Origin of the sequence: Streptococcus minor DSM 17118 (assembly GCF_000377005.1) — a bacterium.
Taxonomy (GTDB): Bacteria; Bacillota; Bacilli; order Lactobacillales; family Streptococcaceae; genus Streptococcus; species Streptococcus minor.
Window position 1 is genome coordinate 35,296 of record NZ_AQYB01000032.1, and the last position, 16,272, is coordinate 51,567.

Consider the following 16,272-nt stretch of genomic DNA (forward strand, 5'->3'; position numbering starts at 1 on the left):
AATGTCTAATGTTATAGATTGATTAGATAAAATGAAGGCAGTCAAAGATATGAATAACTTGTATGTTGAAAAGAGGGATTATGGCAACTAGGAGACTACAAAAATGAAGACTCAGTAAAAAATTTTCTAAAAAACCTTGACTGGTTAAGTTGTTGGTGTTATAATTAACCGGTTAAGTTTGAAAGGAGATGTTTATGAAAAAAGGCTATGTGACTCTTTTGGTTCTATCCCTTCTTGTTTTCCCTTTGTTATTTGCCTGTCAAATAGGGGAGAAAAAAACGGATGAACATTCAGGGTTAAAGATTGTTACCAGCTTTTATCCTATTTATTCCTTGGTAAAAGAGGTGTCGGGAGACTTGAATGATGTACGGATGATAGGCTCTAGTCAGGGAATTCATTCTTATGAGCCTTCTGCCAGCGATATTGGAGCGATTTATGATGCAGATGCTTTTATCTACCATTCGCGTGTACTGGAATCATGGGCGGGACGTTTAGCTCCCAATCTAGAAGGGTCAGATGTTCGTGTACTTGAAGCTTCAGCTCAGTTGCCATTGGAGCGGGTACCTGGACTAGAGGGTGTCGAGGTTACGCAAGGAATGGATGAGGCAAGTTTATATGATCCCCACACATGGCTAGATCCCACTTTGGTTGGTCAAGAAGCGCTGGAAATTGCAAACCTTCTAGCTGATTTGGATCCGGACAATGCAGAGATATATAGAAAAAATGCAGAAAAGCTCAATCAAGAAGCACAAGCATTGACCAAACGCTACAAGGAGCTGTTTGATAACACTCGCTCAAAGACTTTCGTTACCCAGCATACAGCTTTTTCTTATTTAGCTCGACGTTTTTCATTAGAACAATTAGGCATTGCAGGTGTATCAGAGGAAGAACCAAGTCCCCGACAGTTAGCGGAAATGAAAGATTTTGTAATGGAGTATAAGGTCAAGACTATTTTCTCTGAGCGAGGACTTTCAGATAAGCTAGCCAAAACAGTCGCAGAGTCCACAGGAGTCAAAATGAAGGTACTAGATCCTTTAGAAGCCGATCCACAAAATGATCTCAGCTATTTAGATAATTTGGAAGAGGTTTTAGAGACTCTCTATCAGGAATTAAAGTAACAGAAGTTAGATGACTTAATGTCATGATTTTGCTCGCATTCACATCCAAAAGGTGATTTAAAGCCTAAATATAGCAATGAATCAACAGTAAATCCAGAATTGAGTAGCTCTTTGTAGCAACACTGGCCTATCTTTATTTCTGGTTTCTGCTCATTTTTGATTATAGGATACGAGAAATCGTGCAACACCTGTTCATTCGGTGCTGTAACTAGAGTAAAAGGAAAGGAATGAATGATAAAATGAAAAAGAAAAAAGTAGTCGTTGGGTCAGTTGCCGCCCTTCTTGTCAGTCTATCGGTATGTAGCTATCAGTTAGTGCGTTACCAGTCGCAAGAAAGACAAAACAATCGTGTCGCCTACATAGAAGATACAGCTTCGGCAAAGAAAACAAATGATCACATGAATGGTGCCATCAAGGCTCTTTCTCCAGAGGAGGTATCAGCCAAGGAGAATATTGAAGCAGAGCAAATCGTTGTGAAAATAACAGACCAAGGCTATGTGACATCCCATGGGGATCACTTCCATTACTACAATGGAAAAGTTCCCTATGATGCCATTTTTAGTGAAGAATTGCTAATGACAGATCCTCACTATGTTTTGCAGGATGACCACATTGTTAACGAGGTAAAAAATGGCTACATTATTAAGGTAGATGGCCGATATTACCTCTATCTATCTGATAAACAGAAACGAGATAATGTACGTAACAAGGAGGAAATTGAACGGCAACAACAAATTTCTCCAGAGGACAGTCCCAACAAACATTCAAATGATGCGCATAAAGCCAAAGATGGCCGCTACTCAACAGATGATGGTTATGTCTTTCATCCATCGGATGTTATAGAGGATACTGGTGATGGCTTTATTGTTCCGCACGGTAACCATTTCCACTTTATTCCCAAAAAAGACTTATCTCCAAGTGAATTACAAGCTGCTCAGGATTATTGGAATCGCCAAAAGAAAAATAAAAAACAAGAGGAAGCACCAACTCCTCCATCTACCAATCCTTCTCATCCACCGCAATCAAAACCACAGCCAAAACCAGGAAATGATCAAGCTCAGCCAAAACCAAAACCAGACAATGACAAACCACAAGCAGACCCAATTGGAGACGACCTACCTAGTTTGCTAGCTCTGCTTGATGCAACGCCATTGTCCCAACGACATGTTGAGGAAGATGGGTTGGTATTTGACCCAAGGAAAATCATCAAAAAAACAGAGTTTGGCGTCGTTGTTCCGCATGGAGACCACTATCATTTTATTCCATATAGTCAACTGTCTCCCCTAGAAAGAAAAATAGTTAACCTGATAAAAGTCGGTGATGGTCCACATTCTTCTGGTCCTGCTCAACCAGCCCCGCCGAAACCTAAGAAGCCGACTCCTCCATCAACAGATAAACAAGAGGAACCTTCGAAACCTGACACACATGAAGTACCATTCGATGTGAATCAGATTATTAGTGGTGATAAGGAAGGGTATGTAGTAGCCCATGGGGATCATACCCACTATTTCTACAAGAAACATTTAACACCGGAACAGATTCAGGCAGCTGAGGCAGCTTTGGCAAAGAAAAAGAATGAAGATGGAACTACAGATGCTGCCAAACTCCAGTCCTTGCCTTTAGAAGAGTTTTCTCGTGATGCAAGTGATCAAGAAAAAATGGATTATATAGCAAAAGCCTACGGCATCCCACTAGAGGCGATTCGTTCATCCAATGATTATTTTGTTTTCAATAATCCAGACCATGCCTATGATCCAACCCACATTCACCCCTATGCAGTCTTGAAGAAAAATGTCCGTATTCCATTGGTGACAGGTCAGGCAGATTTAGACTTACTCAACGAACTGTATACAACAGCGCTACGTTCTGGAGTATCACCTTATCGCTTGAAAATCGAAAATGGCACATTTGTCGTTCCACACGACGGACATAACCACTATATTCGTATCCAAACTGAAAATATTCAACAAGCGTTGAAAAGTCGTTTGCCAATGATTCAGTCCATCTACGTCTCAGGAAGCTATGATGGAAAAGTGGTGCGTGAGAAAATCGATCAATTGATTGCGGAGAGTAAGCGTATCAATGCCAACAATCCCGCTTATCACCGTCAAGTGATTTTTGCCCTAGAAAGTTTCTGGGAAACCGTATCACGATTGGCAAGTAACTCAACAGAAGGCTATTTAGCTGCTCTGGATACCTTTAATCAACAATATATACAGAAAAATGTTGAGTTTGTTCCAAATGAAGAATCAGTCACCGACAAGCAGTACCGTGCTTTAGTGGCAAAGGTTGAAGGGATTTCCTTTGAAGGTCTAGAAATGACCAAGGAGGAGTTCTTAGCTAGCATACAGGAAGCAAGTTTGAGCAAAGATGGTGCAGCTCTAGAAAAAGCTGCTGCTCTACTGGATGTTCTCGAAAAACTCGATAAGCAACCAGGTATTGCAGGGGCAGATTTACTGCGTCAGTTGTATGAAAATTACCGTAATCCACGTCTTTCAGCCACTACTAGAGAGCGTGTAGAAGAAGCCATCTTGCTACTGTACAAATCCCAAGTTGAAAAATGGAATCTTACAGAAATTCGCAAAAACTTCCTTGCTAATTTACGCCTGAGAGATGAAATGCTCAAAGAATTGGCTGAAAGCAATCAGGAGAATCCTATTGCTCAGAGCCTATTAGACAAGGAAAAAGTAAGGGATATTTCATATACCGAGCGTGTCGGTCGCTTCTTGGATGAAGTTTATGGTGTAGACGGAGTCAAGCAGGATGAGACTTCTCGAGAAATCAAACTATTCTTGAAAAAACTTGCCCAGAACCTACGTCACATACAAGACCGCCAGTTGCGTAGACGTCTCAATGAGTTGATAGAAACCTATCTTTCTAGAGCCTACGATAGTCAAACTGACAAGGCCTTACTTCTCTTAGAAGTAAAAGATCTCCCTAACTACATCCAATCCATCGAAGCTCACCCAGAGCGTTTAGGTAAGAAAAACACAGAAATTACCTACACAGCTGAGGAAATTGCTCAAGCGAAAAAAGCTGGTAAGTATACAACATCTGATGGCTATATCTTTGATCCTAGGGATATTGAAGCTGACGAAGGAGATGCTTACGTGGTTCCTCACCAAGGTCATAGTCATTGGATTCCTAAGGCTGATTTATCAGAAAATGAGCGTAGATTAGCAGAATATTATGCTAAAGTGAAAGGTCTCGTACCACCGACTAAGGAGGATACACCAGATGCAACTCCTCCTGCCAACTCAGATACAGCTTCTGAGACAGAGACGCCAAAGGAATCAGCAGAAGCGATGTATGAGAGAGTTGTAGCAGCAAAACGAATTCCATTAGACAAGCTTCCATACAATACTGCCTATGTTGTCGGCTATAAAAATGGTCGTCTCATCATTCCACATTATGACCATTACCATAATATTGCCTTATCCTGGTTTGACAATGGGCATTATAAGGCTCCGGAAGGTTATACTTTAGAGGACTTCTTGGCGACTGTGAAATACTATATTGAACATCCAGAAGAACGGCCAGGTTCAAATCAAGGTTGGGGCAAGGATGCCTCCGTTGAACCGGATGACAATACTTCGGAAGAAGAAGTTGAAGAAGATGAGGAAGAACTGGATGAGTATACGGCAGCTTTAAATGAGCGTGCAGCAGCTTTTGGTATGAACAGTAAGGAATTTGAGTCTGCCTTGATTACCTTAAGTCTTCGTTATGGCGTTTCAATGGAACAATTAACATATGATGCGCCGAATAAGACGGTTACGTTTACAGATAAGGAAGGACATACTCGGACAATTTCCATTCCTCAATTGACAGAGGTAACCCAGTAATGCCTACTCTAGCTATTCTAACTTCACAACTACTTTACTACTAAAGAGGTTGTGAAGAACACAGGTGAAACTGCTAGAAGGGTCAGAGCATCTAAAACAGAACAAAAGGCCCCATCCACATTTAAGAATGTGGATGGGGCCTTTTTTATAGAGAATTGGTTTTCACCGATCTCTTCCTTATTGAAATTGAACGATGCAAGTTTAAAATTGTCACTTTCATTAAGATGTTGGGGCTTGATGGTCACATCTTATTGGTGTATTCCTCAAAATGGTCAACAGTTTTGTTGTCTGTGACAGCCATAATTAACTCATCTTCGTTGAAAATATAATCAGGTGTCAGTTGAATTTCAAGAATATTGGTATATTTGCTGCGGTAGCCAATGATATTCATCATATGAGTTTGACGGAGCTTCAGCTCTCCTAAACTTTTTCCGATCCACTTTGCAGGTGGGTTAAATTCAATAATGGAAATATATTCGTCCAGTTCAATGACATGGGTTGTATCATCGTGGAGCAAGTGCTTGGCTAGAGAAATACCCGTTTCGCGTTCCGGAGATATGACTCGGTCAGCTCCAATTTTTAGGAGAACCTCTCTAGTGGTTTTACTTTTTGCCTTAGCTACCACTTTAGGAATGCCTAAAGCCTTGCAATGAAGAACTGCTAGAACACTAGCTTCCAAGTTGCTACCAGTCGCCACAACGACTGTGTCACAGGTGTCAATCCCTGCTGCACGCAAGAGGTCCTTATCAGAAATGTCGCCAACAACTCCACGTGTTAGAATCGATTCAAGCTGATTGATTTGATTCTCGTGGTCGTCCACAGCAATGATATTACAATTGTACTTACAGAGAGTTTTTGCAATACTGGTTCCAAAAATACCTAGACCCAGTATTCCGATAGTATGTTTTTGCATAATAGAAAGATACTCCTTAGACAGACAAGATCCAAAAATACCAGACCTTGTCAATAAATAATAGTTGCTTTAAACGATGAGGGAAGATTTAGCGTATTGGAGGGTAGCTGATTTTGGAGGCTTTTTGGTAGAAAGGCTGACCAAAATAGACATAGGTCCAATTCTGCCAAAGAACATGAGGGCCATGATAATCAACTGCCCTGCATAAGACAAAGTTGCGGTCAGATTGGCTGATACACCAACTGTTGCTAGGGCTGACATCACTTCAAACATAAGGAATCGAAGGGGTTTTTCAGCATCTGTGACACTAATGGCAAACAGTCCCAATAGAAAAGTTGAAAGAAAGACGATGAAGACAGCGATGGTCTTACGAATCGTTAAATTATCAATAGTTCGACGTTTGAAGTTAGTATGTGGGAGGCCCATGATTTCACTCCGAGCGTAGGCTATCAGGACCAAGAAGGTTGTGATTTTTATTCCGCCTGCTGTTCCGCCTGGTGCACCACCCAGCATCATCTGAAAGGCGTAGATTAACAGCGTAATGGGTCGTGTTTGGGTGTAATCAATAGTAGCGAATCCTGCTGTTCTCATGGTCACTGCTTGGAAAAAACTAGCCAAAAGCTTGTGTCCAAAAGAGAAATTGCCGATAGTAGAAGGATTGTTGTATTCAGTAATGAAGGTCAACAGAGTACCGATAGATAAGATTGTTACTGTCAGACCGAGAACGATCTTGGTGTGAAAGCTGAGTCTGCGTCTAGTCTGTTTTCGATCAAGTCGACTTTGAAAATCAAACCAGACAGAAAATCCCAAGCCCCCCATAATAATGAGAGAGGCAACGACGAGGTTGAGATATGGATTTTCTACAAAATCGACCAAGCTACTCGAGCCCATGTTGTCAAAACCAGCATTACAAAAGGCTGAAATCGCCAGAAAGATTGATGTAAAGGTCCCCTTAGCCCAGCCGAATTGTGGTACAAAATGAAAGGACAGCAACAGCGCCCCTAACCCTTCAATGGCAAAGGTGAAACGAAAGACAGACAAGATAAAGCCTTGAAAGTTCTTGGTATCTGCCCTGCTAAAACTTTCTTGTAGAGTGGTTAGATTGACAAAACTCAATTTTTTTCTGGCCTGCAGGGCGATTAAACCGACAAAACTCAGGAGACTCAGACCACCGATTTGCATGAGAATCATACAGATGATTTGCCCAAAAGCTGTATAGCTAGAAGCTACTGGTTGAGTAAACAGCCCAGTCACACAAACCATGGAGACTGCTGTAAAAAGGTTGTCCCAGTAGTGGGCCTGGGAATTTGGTAATTGTGAAATCGGTAGGGTTAATAAAATAGAACCGACAACAATCACACCTGCAAAACTAAGGACAATTCGCTGAGTAGGTGTTAAGGAAATCCTAAAAAAAGACATATGCCTCTCTTCTCTCTGATTAAAATATGTAGATATTGTAACACATTCTAAAAAAAAAGAAAGGGAAAACTACTAAATGTTTTCCTTTCCAGTTGAAACTGATTATTTTTGTCGAGCCTTAACCAAAAGATGCATGAGTAAGCCAAACATCAGTCCACAAAGACAACCAAACATTAAAATTTTTGGTGTAAAGAGGCCATCAATGTAACTCATTTCCAGAATAAGTGGACCAAATAACCACATTATCAAACCAAAAAAGAGACCTGATTTCCAGCCGACTTGTTTCAACTGTACTTTTTCTTTTTCATCCAATTCTTCTACATCGATGGTCTGTACGATATCAACATTTTGTTTGGTCGCTACAACAAAGTATAAGAACAAAATGATGAAGGTCAGTGCAAATGGATAAGCTATTGCCACCACCTCTGGATATTGTCGCCCAAGAAAGAAGGCGATGAGATTACCAAAGGCGATAATATAAAAGAGCCAAATAAAGCACATGTTGCCCACGCGTTCTACTTGTTGGCGTCTGAACTCATCTAGTGGCCCTGTAATACCATAGAAGCGTTTAATCAGTTTGTCTGTCAGTGTTTCTTTCATTGTTTGTTTTCCTTTCGATCCAAAAGAGGCTATTCAAGTCTGTGTCCAAGGCTAAAGCTAGTTTGACACAGAGATCTAGTGAGGGATTATACTTATTATTTTCAATCATATTGATGGTTTGTCTGGCTACACCGATTTCCTTTGCCAGTGCTAATTGTGACTTGCCAACCATCTGTCGGTAGTCTTTGACACGATTCATAATTCTCCTTTCGTAGGCAAATAATGTCGCATATATTTTACACAACTAGTATAAAACAAGATGGTTAACATGTCAACTATATACGACATATTTTTGAAAAATTTTTTTCTATGGCTGAATTTAAGCTGGATTTCTCACAGTATGGTATAATAAGAAGATATGACGACAGAATTTAATCATACAACGGTTCTCCTCCATGAGACTGTTGATTTACTAGATATTAAACCAGATGGTGTTTATGTGGATGCCACTCTAGGTGGAGCGGGACATTCGGCTTATTTACTTTCCAAATTAAGTGAACAAGGCCATCTCTATTGTTTTGATCAAGATCAAAAAGCTATTGACAATGCTCAAGTTCGCCTGAAAGAGTATATTGAAAAAGGGATGGTCACCTTTATCAAGGATAATTTTCGCCATCTCCAGTCCAATTTGGCTCAACATGGAGTAGAAAAAATCGATGGTATTCTCTATGATTTGGGGGTTTCTAGTCCTCAGCTAGATGAACGTGAGCGTGGCTTTTCATACAAGCAGGATGCAGCGCTCGATATGCGGATGAATCAAGACCAAGCCTTGTCAGCCTATCAGGTGGTCAATGACTACGACTACCATGACTTGGTACGGATTTTCTTCAAATATGGAGAAGATAAGTTTTCCAAGCAAATTGCCCGTAAGATTGAGCAGGCTCGTCAAATCAAGCCTATCGAGACCACGACAGAACTAGCAGATATCATCAAATCAGCCAAGCCTGCCAAGGAGCTGAAGAAAAAGGGGCATCCGGCTAAACAAATTTTTCAGGCCATTCGAATTGAAGTCAATGATGAGCTGGGTGCTGCAGATGAGTCTATCCAGCAGGCCATTGATTTGTTGGCACTTGATGGGCGAATCTCTGTCATCACCTTCCATTCCTTGGAAGATCGCTTAACCAAGCAGCTTTTTAAGCAAGCGAGTACTGTGGATGTACCAAAAGGCTTGCCATTTATTCCTGATGACCTCAAAGCACCCTTAGAATTGGTTAATCGCAAGCCGATTTTACCAAGCGTGCAAGAACTTGCCGCAAATAACCGAGCCCATTCAGCAAAGTTGCGGGTAGCTAAGAAAGTTCATCAGCTTCAGGAACACCCATAAAATCATAGCTTTAGAGAGGAAGACCTTATGCTAGAAGACAAACATAGAGAGCTGACCATGCAGGTCATTGAAGATAAAATTAAGACCTTTACTCGCGTAGAAAAGGCTTTTTATGGCAGTATTGTTCTTTCTGGTTTGATTTTGGCTATTGGCATTGTTTTTTTGCAGACCAAACTCCTCCAAGTTCAATCTGAAATGGCGAGTGTGAATCAAGAAATCAGCGTTAAATTGTTAGAAATTGAAGATGCCAAGCAGGCTGTCAATGACTTGGTGCGGAATGCTCGTCTACTAGAAATCGCAAAAAAAGAAGGTTTGACACTGAATAATGACAATATTGGAGTAGCAGAGTAAGATGCCTAGAAAAAAGAAACAATTTTTAAGATATATCTTGAAGAAACGAGGTTTACCGAATCAAAATCGTAGAAGAGTAGGGCAAAGTTTGATTTTACTTACAGTCTTTCTTTTCTTCGTTTTTCTCATTAATTTTGCTATTATCATAGGTACAGATAGTAAATTTGGGGTAGATTTATCTGAAGGAGCCCAGCAGGTCCATCAAAAAGAGGTTACAGTTCAAGCCAAACGAGGCACTATCTATGACCGGACAGGATACCCAATCGCTCAAGATTCCACAACTTATACTATTTTTGCCATTCTTGATAAGAATTATGTATCTGCTCATAAGGAGATTCTCTACGTAGAAGAGAGTCAGTTTGATAAAGTAGCAGATATTTTTCATGAGTTTTTAGGGATGGAGAAGGACTATGTCCTTCAGCAACTCAGATTGCCTGATTTAAACCAAGTGTATTTTGGAACAAAGGGCAAGAATATCTCTCATGGAACGATGACAGCTATTGCTGAAGCAGCCGAGGCGGCTAATATCAAGGGTATTTCCTTTTCTACTAGTCCTGGTCGTCTCTATACAAACGGGGTTTTTGCCAGTCATTTTATCGGTTTAGCTCAACTAAAAGATAACGATGATGGTAGTCAAAGTCTACATGGTCAGACTGGTGTTGAAGCAGCCTTGAATCATATTCTTTCTGGTCAAGATGGGAAGATTATCTATGAAAAAGACAGCTATGGCCGCCTCATTCCAGGTACAGAAACTGTTAAAGCAGAGATTGTTGATGGAAAAGACATCTATACCACCCTTTCGTCTGACTTGCAACGGTCTCTTGAAAAAAATATGGATGTTTTTTATGGAGAGAAGACCAAAGGTGTCTATGCTAATGCCACTCTAATGTCAGCTAAGACAGGGGAGATTTTAGCTACTACTCAGCGTCCGACCTTTGATCCAGATACGAAGGAAGGGCTAGATAAAAAAGATTTAAACTGGAACTCAACCCTTTACCAGGGATTCTTTGAACCAGGTTCTACGATGAAGGTTATGACCTTGGCAGCAGCTATTGACAATAAGACCTTCAATCCCAATGAGTACTACACCAATAATACCTATACCCTAGCAGATGCAAAAATAAATGACTGGACGGTCAATGAAGGACGCCCTCCTCAAACACTGACATTTGCTAATGGATTTGCTCTTTCTAGTAACGTCGGCATGACCATGCTTGAGCAGAGGATGGGAGATGCCAGATGGTTGAGTTATTTATCGAAGTTTCGTTTTGGTTACCCAACCCGTTTTGGGATGAACAATGAGGATGGCGGTATTTTTCCAGCAGATAATATTGTTACCATTGCCATGAGCTCCTTTGGACAGGGGATTTCAGTTACCAATACCCAGATGTTACGTGCTTTTTCTGCGATTGGAAATCATGGAGTGATGTTGCAACCCAAATTTATTTCCGGGATATATGACCCGCTCACAGACTCAGCTCGTATTGCCCAACCGGAAATTATGGGAAAACCAGTATCGACTGATGCAGCTAACCAAACACTTCAGTATATGGTGACAGTTGGTACAGATCCATATTATGGAACCCTTTATTCGAAGGAGACCGGAGCAGTTATCCAAGTAGATGGTTATAATATTGCCGTTAAATCGGGTACAGCGGAAATCGCCAAAGAAAATGGGATAGGTTATATGGAAGGTGCCAATGACACGATTAACTCTGTGGTAGCGATGGTTCCAGCTGAAGACCCAGAATTCATTATGTATGTGACAGTTCAGCAACCTCAACATTGGAGCCTTCTTTACTGGCAAGATATTGTTAATCCAGTTCTCAAGGAAGCAATGCTTTTGAAAGACAGCTTGAACTTAACAGGAGCATCTCCTGCATTGGCTAGTTTGGCTAATGAGACGGAGTACAAGCTACCTAATATCATCGGCGAAAGCCCTGGTAAGACAGCAGATGAACTCCGCCGTAACTTGGTGCAGCCTGTTATTTTGGGAAATGGCTCAAAAATTGAAAAAGTTTCGAAAAAAGTGGGCTCTAACCTAGTAGCCAATCAACAAGTCCTACTCTTGACCAACAATTTTGAAGATGTCCCTGATATGTATGGTTGGACAAAAACCAATGTAGAGAAGTTTTCTAGTTGGACAGATATCAACATTGATATGGAAGGTTCTGGTAGCAAGGTTATTGGCCAGAGTGTAGAGGTAGGAACCAATCTCAAGAAAACCAAAAAAATTACCATTACATTAGGAGAATAAGATGCAAACTGCTTTATTAGCAGGAGCTGCTTCCTTTATTGGAACAGTTCTATTGATTCCAGTATTTATCAAATTTTACCAGGCCAAGCGAATCGAAGGGCAACAAATGCATGAGGATGTGAAGCAGCATCAATTTAAGGCAGGGACCCCAACGATGGGAGGAACAGTATTTTTAGCTGTTTCCATTCTGGTCACTCTTCTGATTGCAGCAAGCTTTCAGCTATTAACAGGTGGGGTCTTGGCTATCCTCTTCGTTCTTGCCCTCTATGGCGCAATCGGATTTTTGGATGATTTTTTAAAAATTTTCCATAAAATCAATGAAGGTCTCAATCCTAGGCAAAAACTAGCTCTACAACTTTTTGGAGGGGTGGTCTTCTACTTAGTCCATATGAGAGGAGCTGGAACTGGTGCTCTCAATGTCTTTGGTTATTTATTCCACCTTGGGCCACTCTATGTTCTCTTTGTCCTCTTTTGGCTAGTTGGTTTTTCCAATGCGGTCAATCTAACAGATGGAATTGATGGATTAGCCTCTATTTCAGTGGTTATCAGCTTGACAGCTTATTCTATTATTGCTGTAGTACAAGAACAATTTGATATCCTCCTAGTCTGTATCAGTATGATTGGTGGCCTTCTTGGTTTCTTCATTTACAACCACAAGCCGGCAAAGATTTTCATGGGAGATGTAGGGAGTCTGGCTTTAGGTGGGATGTTGGCAACTATTTCCATTGCTCTGCGGGTTGAGTGGACATTGCTCTTGATTGGATTGGTTTACGTTATTGAAACCTCATCTGTCATGCTTCAAGTTTCTTATTTCAAATATACCAAGAAGAAGTTCGGCGAAGGTCGTCGCATCTTCCGTATGACCCCTTTCCATCATCATTTGGAATTAGGTGGCTTATCTGGTGCTGGGCAGAAATGGAGTGAGTGGAAGGTTGACTTCTTCTTATGGGGACTTGGACTTGTGATGAGTCTGATAACCTTAGCAATTCTTTATTTATAGCATTCAAAACAGCAGGAAAGGTCCTGTTGTTTTTGAAAAATCAGAAAAGAATAAATTAGAATATGAAGGACGGGCATCCGTCCTTTTTGCTTGTCTTCCTATTAAATGTTATAATGAAAAGTACTAGAAAAAGAGGAAACTATGAAATTTACAGAATTTACCTTAAAGGATTATATTCAAAAAGCGCTATTGGAAATCAACTTTGTTGAGGCGACAGAAGTACAAAAAAGATTGATTCCTATCGTCTTGTCAGGGCGAGACTTAGTGGGAGAGTCAAAGACTGGTTCGGGCAAAACTCATACCTTTTTGATTCCGATTTTCCAAAAGTTAAATGAGGAGTTGGACCAGGTTCAGGCTGTCATCACAGCGCCATCTCGTGAACTCGCCACCCAGATCTACCAGGCAGCCTGTCAGCTTGCTAGTCATTCTGAAACGGAAGTTCGTGTCAGCAATTATGTAGGTGGGACAGACAAAAAACGCCAGATAGAGAAGCTTCAATCCAACCAACCCCATATCGTCATTGGAACGCCGGGCCGGATTTATGATTTGGTCAAATCCGGAGACCTGGGTATCCATAAGGCGGGGATTTTTGTGGTCGATGAAGCAGATATGACGTTGGATATGGGATTTTTGGAGACAGTCGATAAGATTGCGGGTAGTTTGCCAAAACAGCTACAATTTCTGGTCTTTTCAGCGACTATTCCACAAAAATTACAACCATTTTTAAAGAAATATTTATCCAATCCTGTGGTCGAGCAGATTAAGACGCAGACTGTTATTTCGGATACTATCGAAAATTGGCTGATTTCTACCAAAGGTCGAGATAAAAATGCTCAAATTTTAGAGATGACAAAGCTCATGCAACCCTATTTAGCTATGATTTTTGTCAACACTAAGACCCGTGCGGACGAACTTCATTCCTATTTGACGGCTAATGGTCTGCGGGTTGCCAAAATTCATGGTGATATTCCACCACGAGAGCGCAAGCGGATTATGAACCAGGTCAAAAACTTGGATTTCGAGTATATCGTGGCTACCGATTTGGCTGCGCGTGGTATTGATATAGAGGGTGTCAGTCATGTCATTAATGATGCCATACCGCAAGATTTATCCTTCTTTGTTCACCGAGTAGGTCGGACGGGACGCAATGGTTTATCAGGCATTGCTATTACACTTTATCAGCCTAGTGATGATGCGGATATCCGTGAATTAGAAAAACTAAATATCCAGTTTCTACCAAAGGATATCAAGGGTGGAGAGTTTGTTGATACCTATGATCGAGACCGTCGTGTCAATCGAGAAAAATCTCACGAAAAACTAGATTTGGAAATGATTGGCCTTGTCAAAAAGAAAAAGAAAAAAATCAAACCTGGATACAAGAAGAAAATCAAGTGGGCTGTAGATGAAAAGCGTCGCAAGACCAAGAGAATTGAAAATCGTGCCAAGGGTCGAGCAGAGCGCAAGGCCAGACGTCAGGAATTTTAATTGTTGTCAGCTTACTAAGACAAGCTTTCATCTGTCTACGTATCAGATAGAAATCTAAATCTAGAAATAAATTAGGAACTCACATGCTACAAACTATTTTAAGTCTTTATTTGGAAAGCCTCCTTTTTTCAGCCATCATAGTGGTCATTGCTAGCCTAGCTTGGTTTGTAGTGCGGGCTAGCAAAGGGAGGGATAAAACCCAGCACGAAAAAAGAGAATTTTTATATGATTTGCTCATTATCAATGTAATGACCATACCTATTTTTGCCTTTGGCATTATCGGTCTCATCTTGATTTTAAGAGCTTGGTAGTAAATTATTTGCAAACATTATCAGAATAATTGTTTAATCGAAGGAGAAATATCATGTATGATACATTAATTATCGGCTCAGGACCTGCGGGTATGACAGCAGCTCTTTATGCAGCCCGTAGTAATTTGAAAGTCGGACTTTTAGAACGCGGTATCTATGGTGGTCAGATGAACAACACGGCGGATATTGAAAATTATCCGGGCTACGAGCTCATTTCAGGACCAGAATTGGCTGAAAAAATGTATGAACCACTCGAAAAGTTCGGTGTTGAGCACCTCTTTGGACAAGTGGTAGAAGTACAGGTGGAAGGTCCCGTCAAAAAAGTGATTACAGAAGATGATACATTTGAGGCTAAAACGGTTATTTTAGCTATGGGAGCACAACATCGTCCTCTTGGTGCGCCTGGAGAGGCGGAGTTCAATAGCCGCGGTGTATCCTATTGTGCAGTCTGTGATGGTGCTTTCTTCCGTAATCAGGACTTGTTAGTAGTTGGTGGCGGCGACTCTGCTGTGGAGGAAGCTATATTCCTAACTCAGTTTGCCAACTCAGTAACAATTGTTCACCGTCGAGATGAACTACGAGCACAAAAAATCATTCAGGATAGAGCTTTTGCTAATGAGAAAATCACTTTCCTTTGGGATAGTGTGGTTGAGGAAATCAAGGGGGATGAGCGTAAGGTTCAGTCTGTAAATATCAGAAACCTCAAGACAGGGGAAGTCACTGAGCATGCCTTTGGTGGTGTCTTCATCTATGTTGGGTTGGATCCGATGTCTGAAGCAGTTGCAAATTTGGGGATTACAGATGAACATGGATGGGTTGTGACCAACGAATTGATGGAAACTAACCAGCCGGGGATATTTGCCATTGGGGACCTGCGTCAAAAACAGCTCCGCCAGATTACGACAGCTGTGGGAGACGGAGCGACCGCAGCTCAGCAAGCCTATCATTATATCACCGAGTTGGAGGGTTAAGATGGTTCAGTTTCATATTTATGACCTTCAAAAAAATCCAGAAGGTATCCATTTTGAAGAGACCTTGGACTTGAAGGCTGAGATATTGGAGCGAAATCCAGAAATCTTGGATCTATCATCAGTTGCAGCATCCGGTCAAGCCCGCTTTGAAGCAGGATTTTACTTTCTGGAATACACTCTTTCCTATGAGATTACTATGGCATCGAGTCGCTCTATGCAGCCTGTCACTTGGAAAGAGGTTTATCCGGTGATGGAAGTCTTTGTAGAAAATGAAGTGATTCTTAAAGAAAAAGAGTTGGCTGATGAGGACTTGGTTTTGATTATTGAGGGTGAGAAGCTAGTGCTGGATGAGAGTGTAGCAGACAATATTCTACTCAATTTACCAGCAAAAGTGCTAACACCAGAAGAAGCAGCTGGACAGGAGATGCCTTCTGGTCAAAACTGGACTCTTCTGACAGAAGAAGACTTTGCTCATCAAGCTCAAGAAAAGAAAGAGGCCAATAGTCCTTTTGCTAAATTACAGGGTCTATTAGACCAAGAATGAAATTGACAGAAAATTTGTAAAATCCCATTTTTCTGTGTATAATAGAGTGGATACAAACAAAAATGAATACTCAGAAACTGCCTGTTTCCATGACGGGTAGATTGTGTATCTGATTTCATAACTGAATACGGCTACGG

Annotated in this window: 14 protein-coding genes; 10 read left to right on the forward strand and 4 right to left on the reverse strand. The window is 41.1% G+C overall.

All coding sequences use genetic code 11. From position 1 onward, the window contains the following. Nucleotides 1-194: 194 nt before the first annotated feature. A complete protein-coding gene (locus tag F602_RS0105325; RefSeq protein WP_018166923.1) occupies nucleotides 195-1,118 on the forward strand; it encodes a metal ABC transporter solute-binding protein, Zn/Mn family in 924 nt (307 codons plus the stop codon). Nucleotides 1,119-1,357: 239 nt separating this feature from the next. Continuing rightward, nucleotides 1,358-4,960 carry a pneumococcal-type histidine triad protein gene (locus F602_RS11155; protein ID WP_040839995.1) on the forward strand — a complete coding sequence of 1,201 codons (3,603 nt, stop codon included), beginning with the start codon at nucleotides 1,358-1,360 and terminating at the stop codon, nucleotides 4,958-4,960. Between the two features lie 241 nt (nucleotides 4,961-5,201). Here F602_RS11155 and F602_RS0105340 read toward each other — a convergent pair whose 3' ends face one another. From F602_RS0105340 to F602_RS0105355, 4 genes are all read right to left on the reverse strand, one after another. Further along, nucleotides 5,202-5,873, reverse strand: a complete 672-nt coding sequence (locus F602_RS0105340; protein WP_018166926.1) for a potassium channel family protein — start codon at nucleotides 5,871-5,873, stop codon at nucleotides 5,202-5,204. A 69-nt stretch (nucleotides 5,874-5,942) separates the two neighbouring features. Beyond that, the gene (locus F602_RS0105345; RefSeq protein ID WP_018166927.1) at nucleotides 5,943-7,292 is read right to left on the reverse strand and encodes a TrkH family potassium uptake protein; all 1,350 of its coding nucleotides are present in this window, start codon (nucleotides 7,290-7,292) and stop codon (nucleotides 5,943-5,945) included. Nucleotides 7,293-7,394: 102 nt separating this feature from the next. After that, nucleotides 7,395-7,892, reverse strand: coding sequence for a DUF3278 domain-containing protein (locus tag F602_RS0105350; protein WP_018166928.1), 498 nt, complete (start codon nucleotides 7,890-7,892; stop codon nucleotides 7,395-7,397). Beyond that, a complete protein-coding gene (locus F602_RS0105355) occupies nucleotides 7,861-8,091 on the reverse strand; it encodes a helix-turn-helix transcriptional regulator (RefSeq protein WP_018166929.1) in 231 nt (76 codons plus the stop codon). The genes F602_RS0105350 and F602_RS0105355 overlap by 32 nt, the downstream gene beginning before the upstream one ends. Nucleotides 8,092-8,250: 159 nt before the next feature. On the opposite strand from F602_RS0105355, the gene rsmH reads away from it, so the two are divergent. The 8 genes from rsmH (at nucleotide 8,251) to F602_RS0105395 (ending at nucleotide 16,135) form a co-directional block, all read left to right on the forward strand. Continuing rightward, nucleotides 8,251-9,216: a 16S rRNA (cytosine(1402)-N(4))-methyltransferase RsmH gene (gene rsmH, locus F602_RS0105360; RefSeq protein WP_018166930.1), complete on the forward strand. Its 966-nt coding sequence runs from the start codon at nucleotides 8,251-8,253 to the stop codon at nucleotides 9,214-9,216. A gap of 27 nt (nucleotides 9,217-9,243) precedes the next feature. Then, nucleotides 9,244-9,567: a cell division protein FtsL gene (gene ftsL / locus F602_RS0105365; protein WP_018166931.1), complete on the forward strand. Its 324-nt coding sequence runs from the start codon at nucleotides 9,244-9,246 to the stop codon at nucleotides 9,565-9,567. A gap of 1 nt (nucleotide 9,568) precedes the next feature. Beyond that, complete coding sequence (gene pbp2x, locus F602_RS0105370) at nucleotides 9,569-11,824, forward strand: penicillin-binding protein PBP2X (RefSeq protein ID WP_018166932.1); 2,256 nt, start codon at nucleotides 9,569-9,571, stop codon at nucleotides 11,822-11,824. 1 nt (nucleotide 11,825) lies between these two features. Next, a complete protein-coding gene (mraY, locus tag F602_RS0105375) occupies nucleotides 11,826-12,824 on the forward strand; it encodes a phospho-N-acetylmuramoyl-pentapeptide-transferase (RefSeq protein ID WP_018166933.1) in 999 nt (332 codons plus the stop codon). Nucleotides 12,825-12,965: 141 nt separating this feature from the next. Next, on the forward strand, nucleotides 12,966-14,309 hold the full coding sequence (locus tag F602_RS0105380; RefSeq protein WP_018166934.1) for a DEAD/DEAH box helicase: 1,344 nt from the start codon (nucleotides 12,966-12,968) through the stop codon (nucleotides 14,307-14,309). An 83-nt stretch (nucleotides 14,310-14,392) separates the two neighbouring features. Further along, on the forward strand, nucleotides 14,393-14,620 hold the full coding sequence (locus F602_RS0105385) for a DUF4059 family protein (RefSeq protein WP_018166935.1): 228 nt from the start codon (nucleotides 14,393-14,395) through the stop codon (nucleotides 14,618-14,620). Nucleotides 14,621-14,673: 53 nt separating this feature from the next. Further along, nucleotides 14,674-15,591 carry a thioredoxin-disulfide reductase gene (gene trxB, locus F602_RS0105390; protein WP_018166936.1) on the forward strand — a complete coding sequence of 306 codons (918 nt, stop codon included), beginning with the start codon at nucleotides 14,674-14,676 and terminating at the stop codon, nucleotides 15,589-15,591. 1 nt (nucleotide 15,592) lies between these two features. After that, nucleotides 15,593-16,135, forward strand: a complete 543-nt coding sequence (locus F602_RS0105395; protein WP_018166937.1) for a YceD family protein — start codon at nucleotides 15,593-15,595, stop codon at nucleotides 16,133-16,135. The last annotated feature ends 137 nt before the right edge of the window (nucleotides 16,136-16,272 follow it).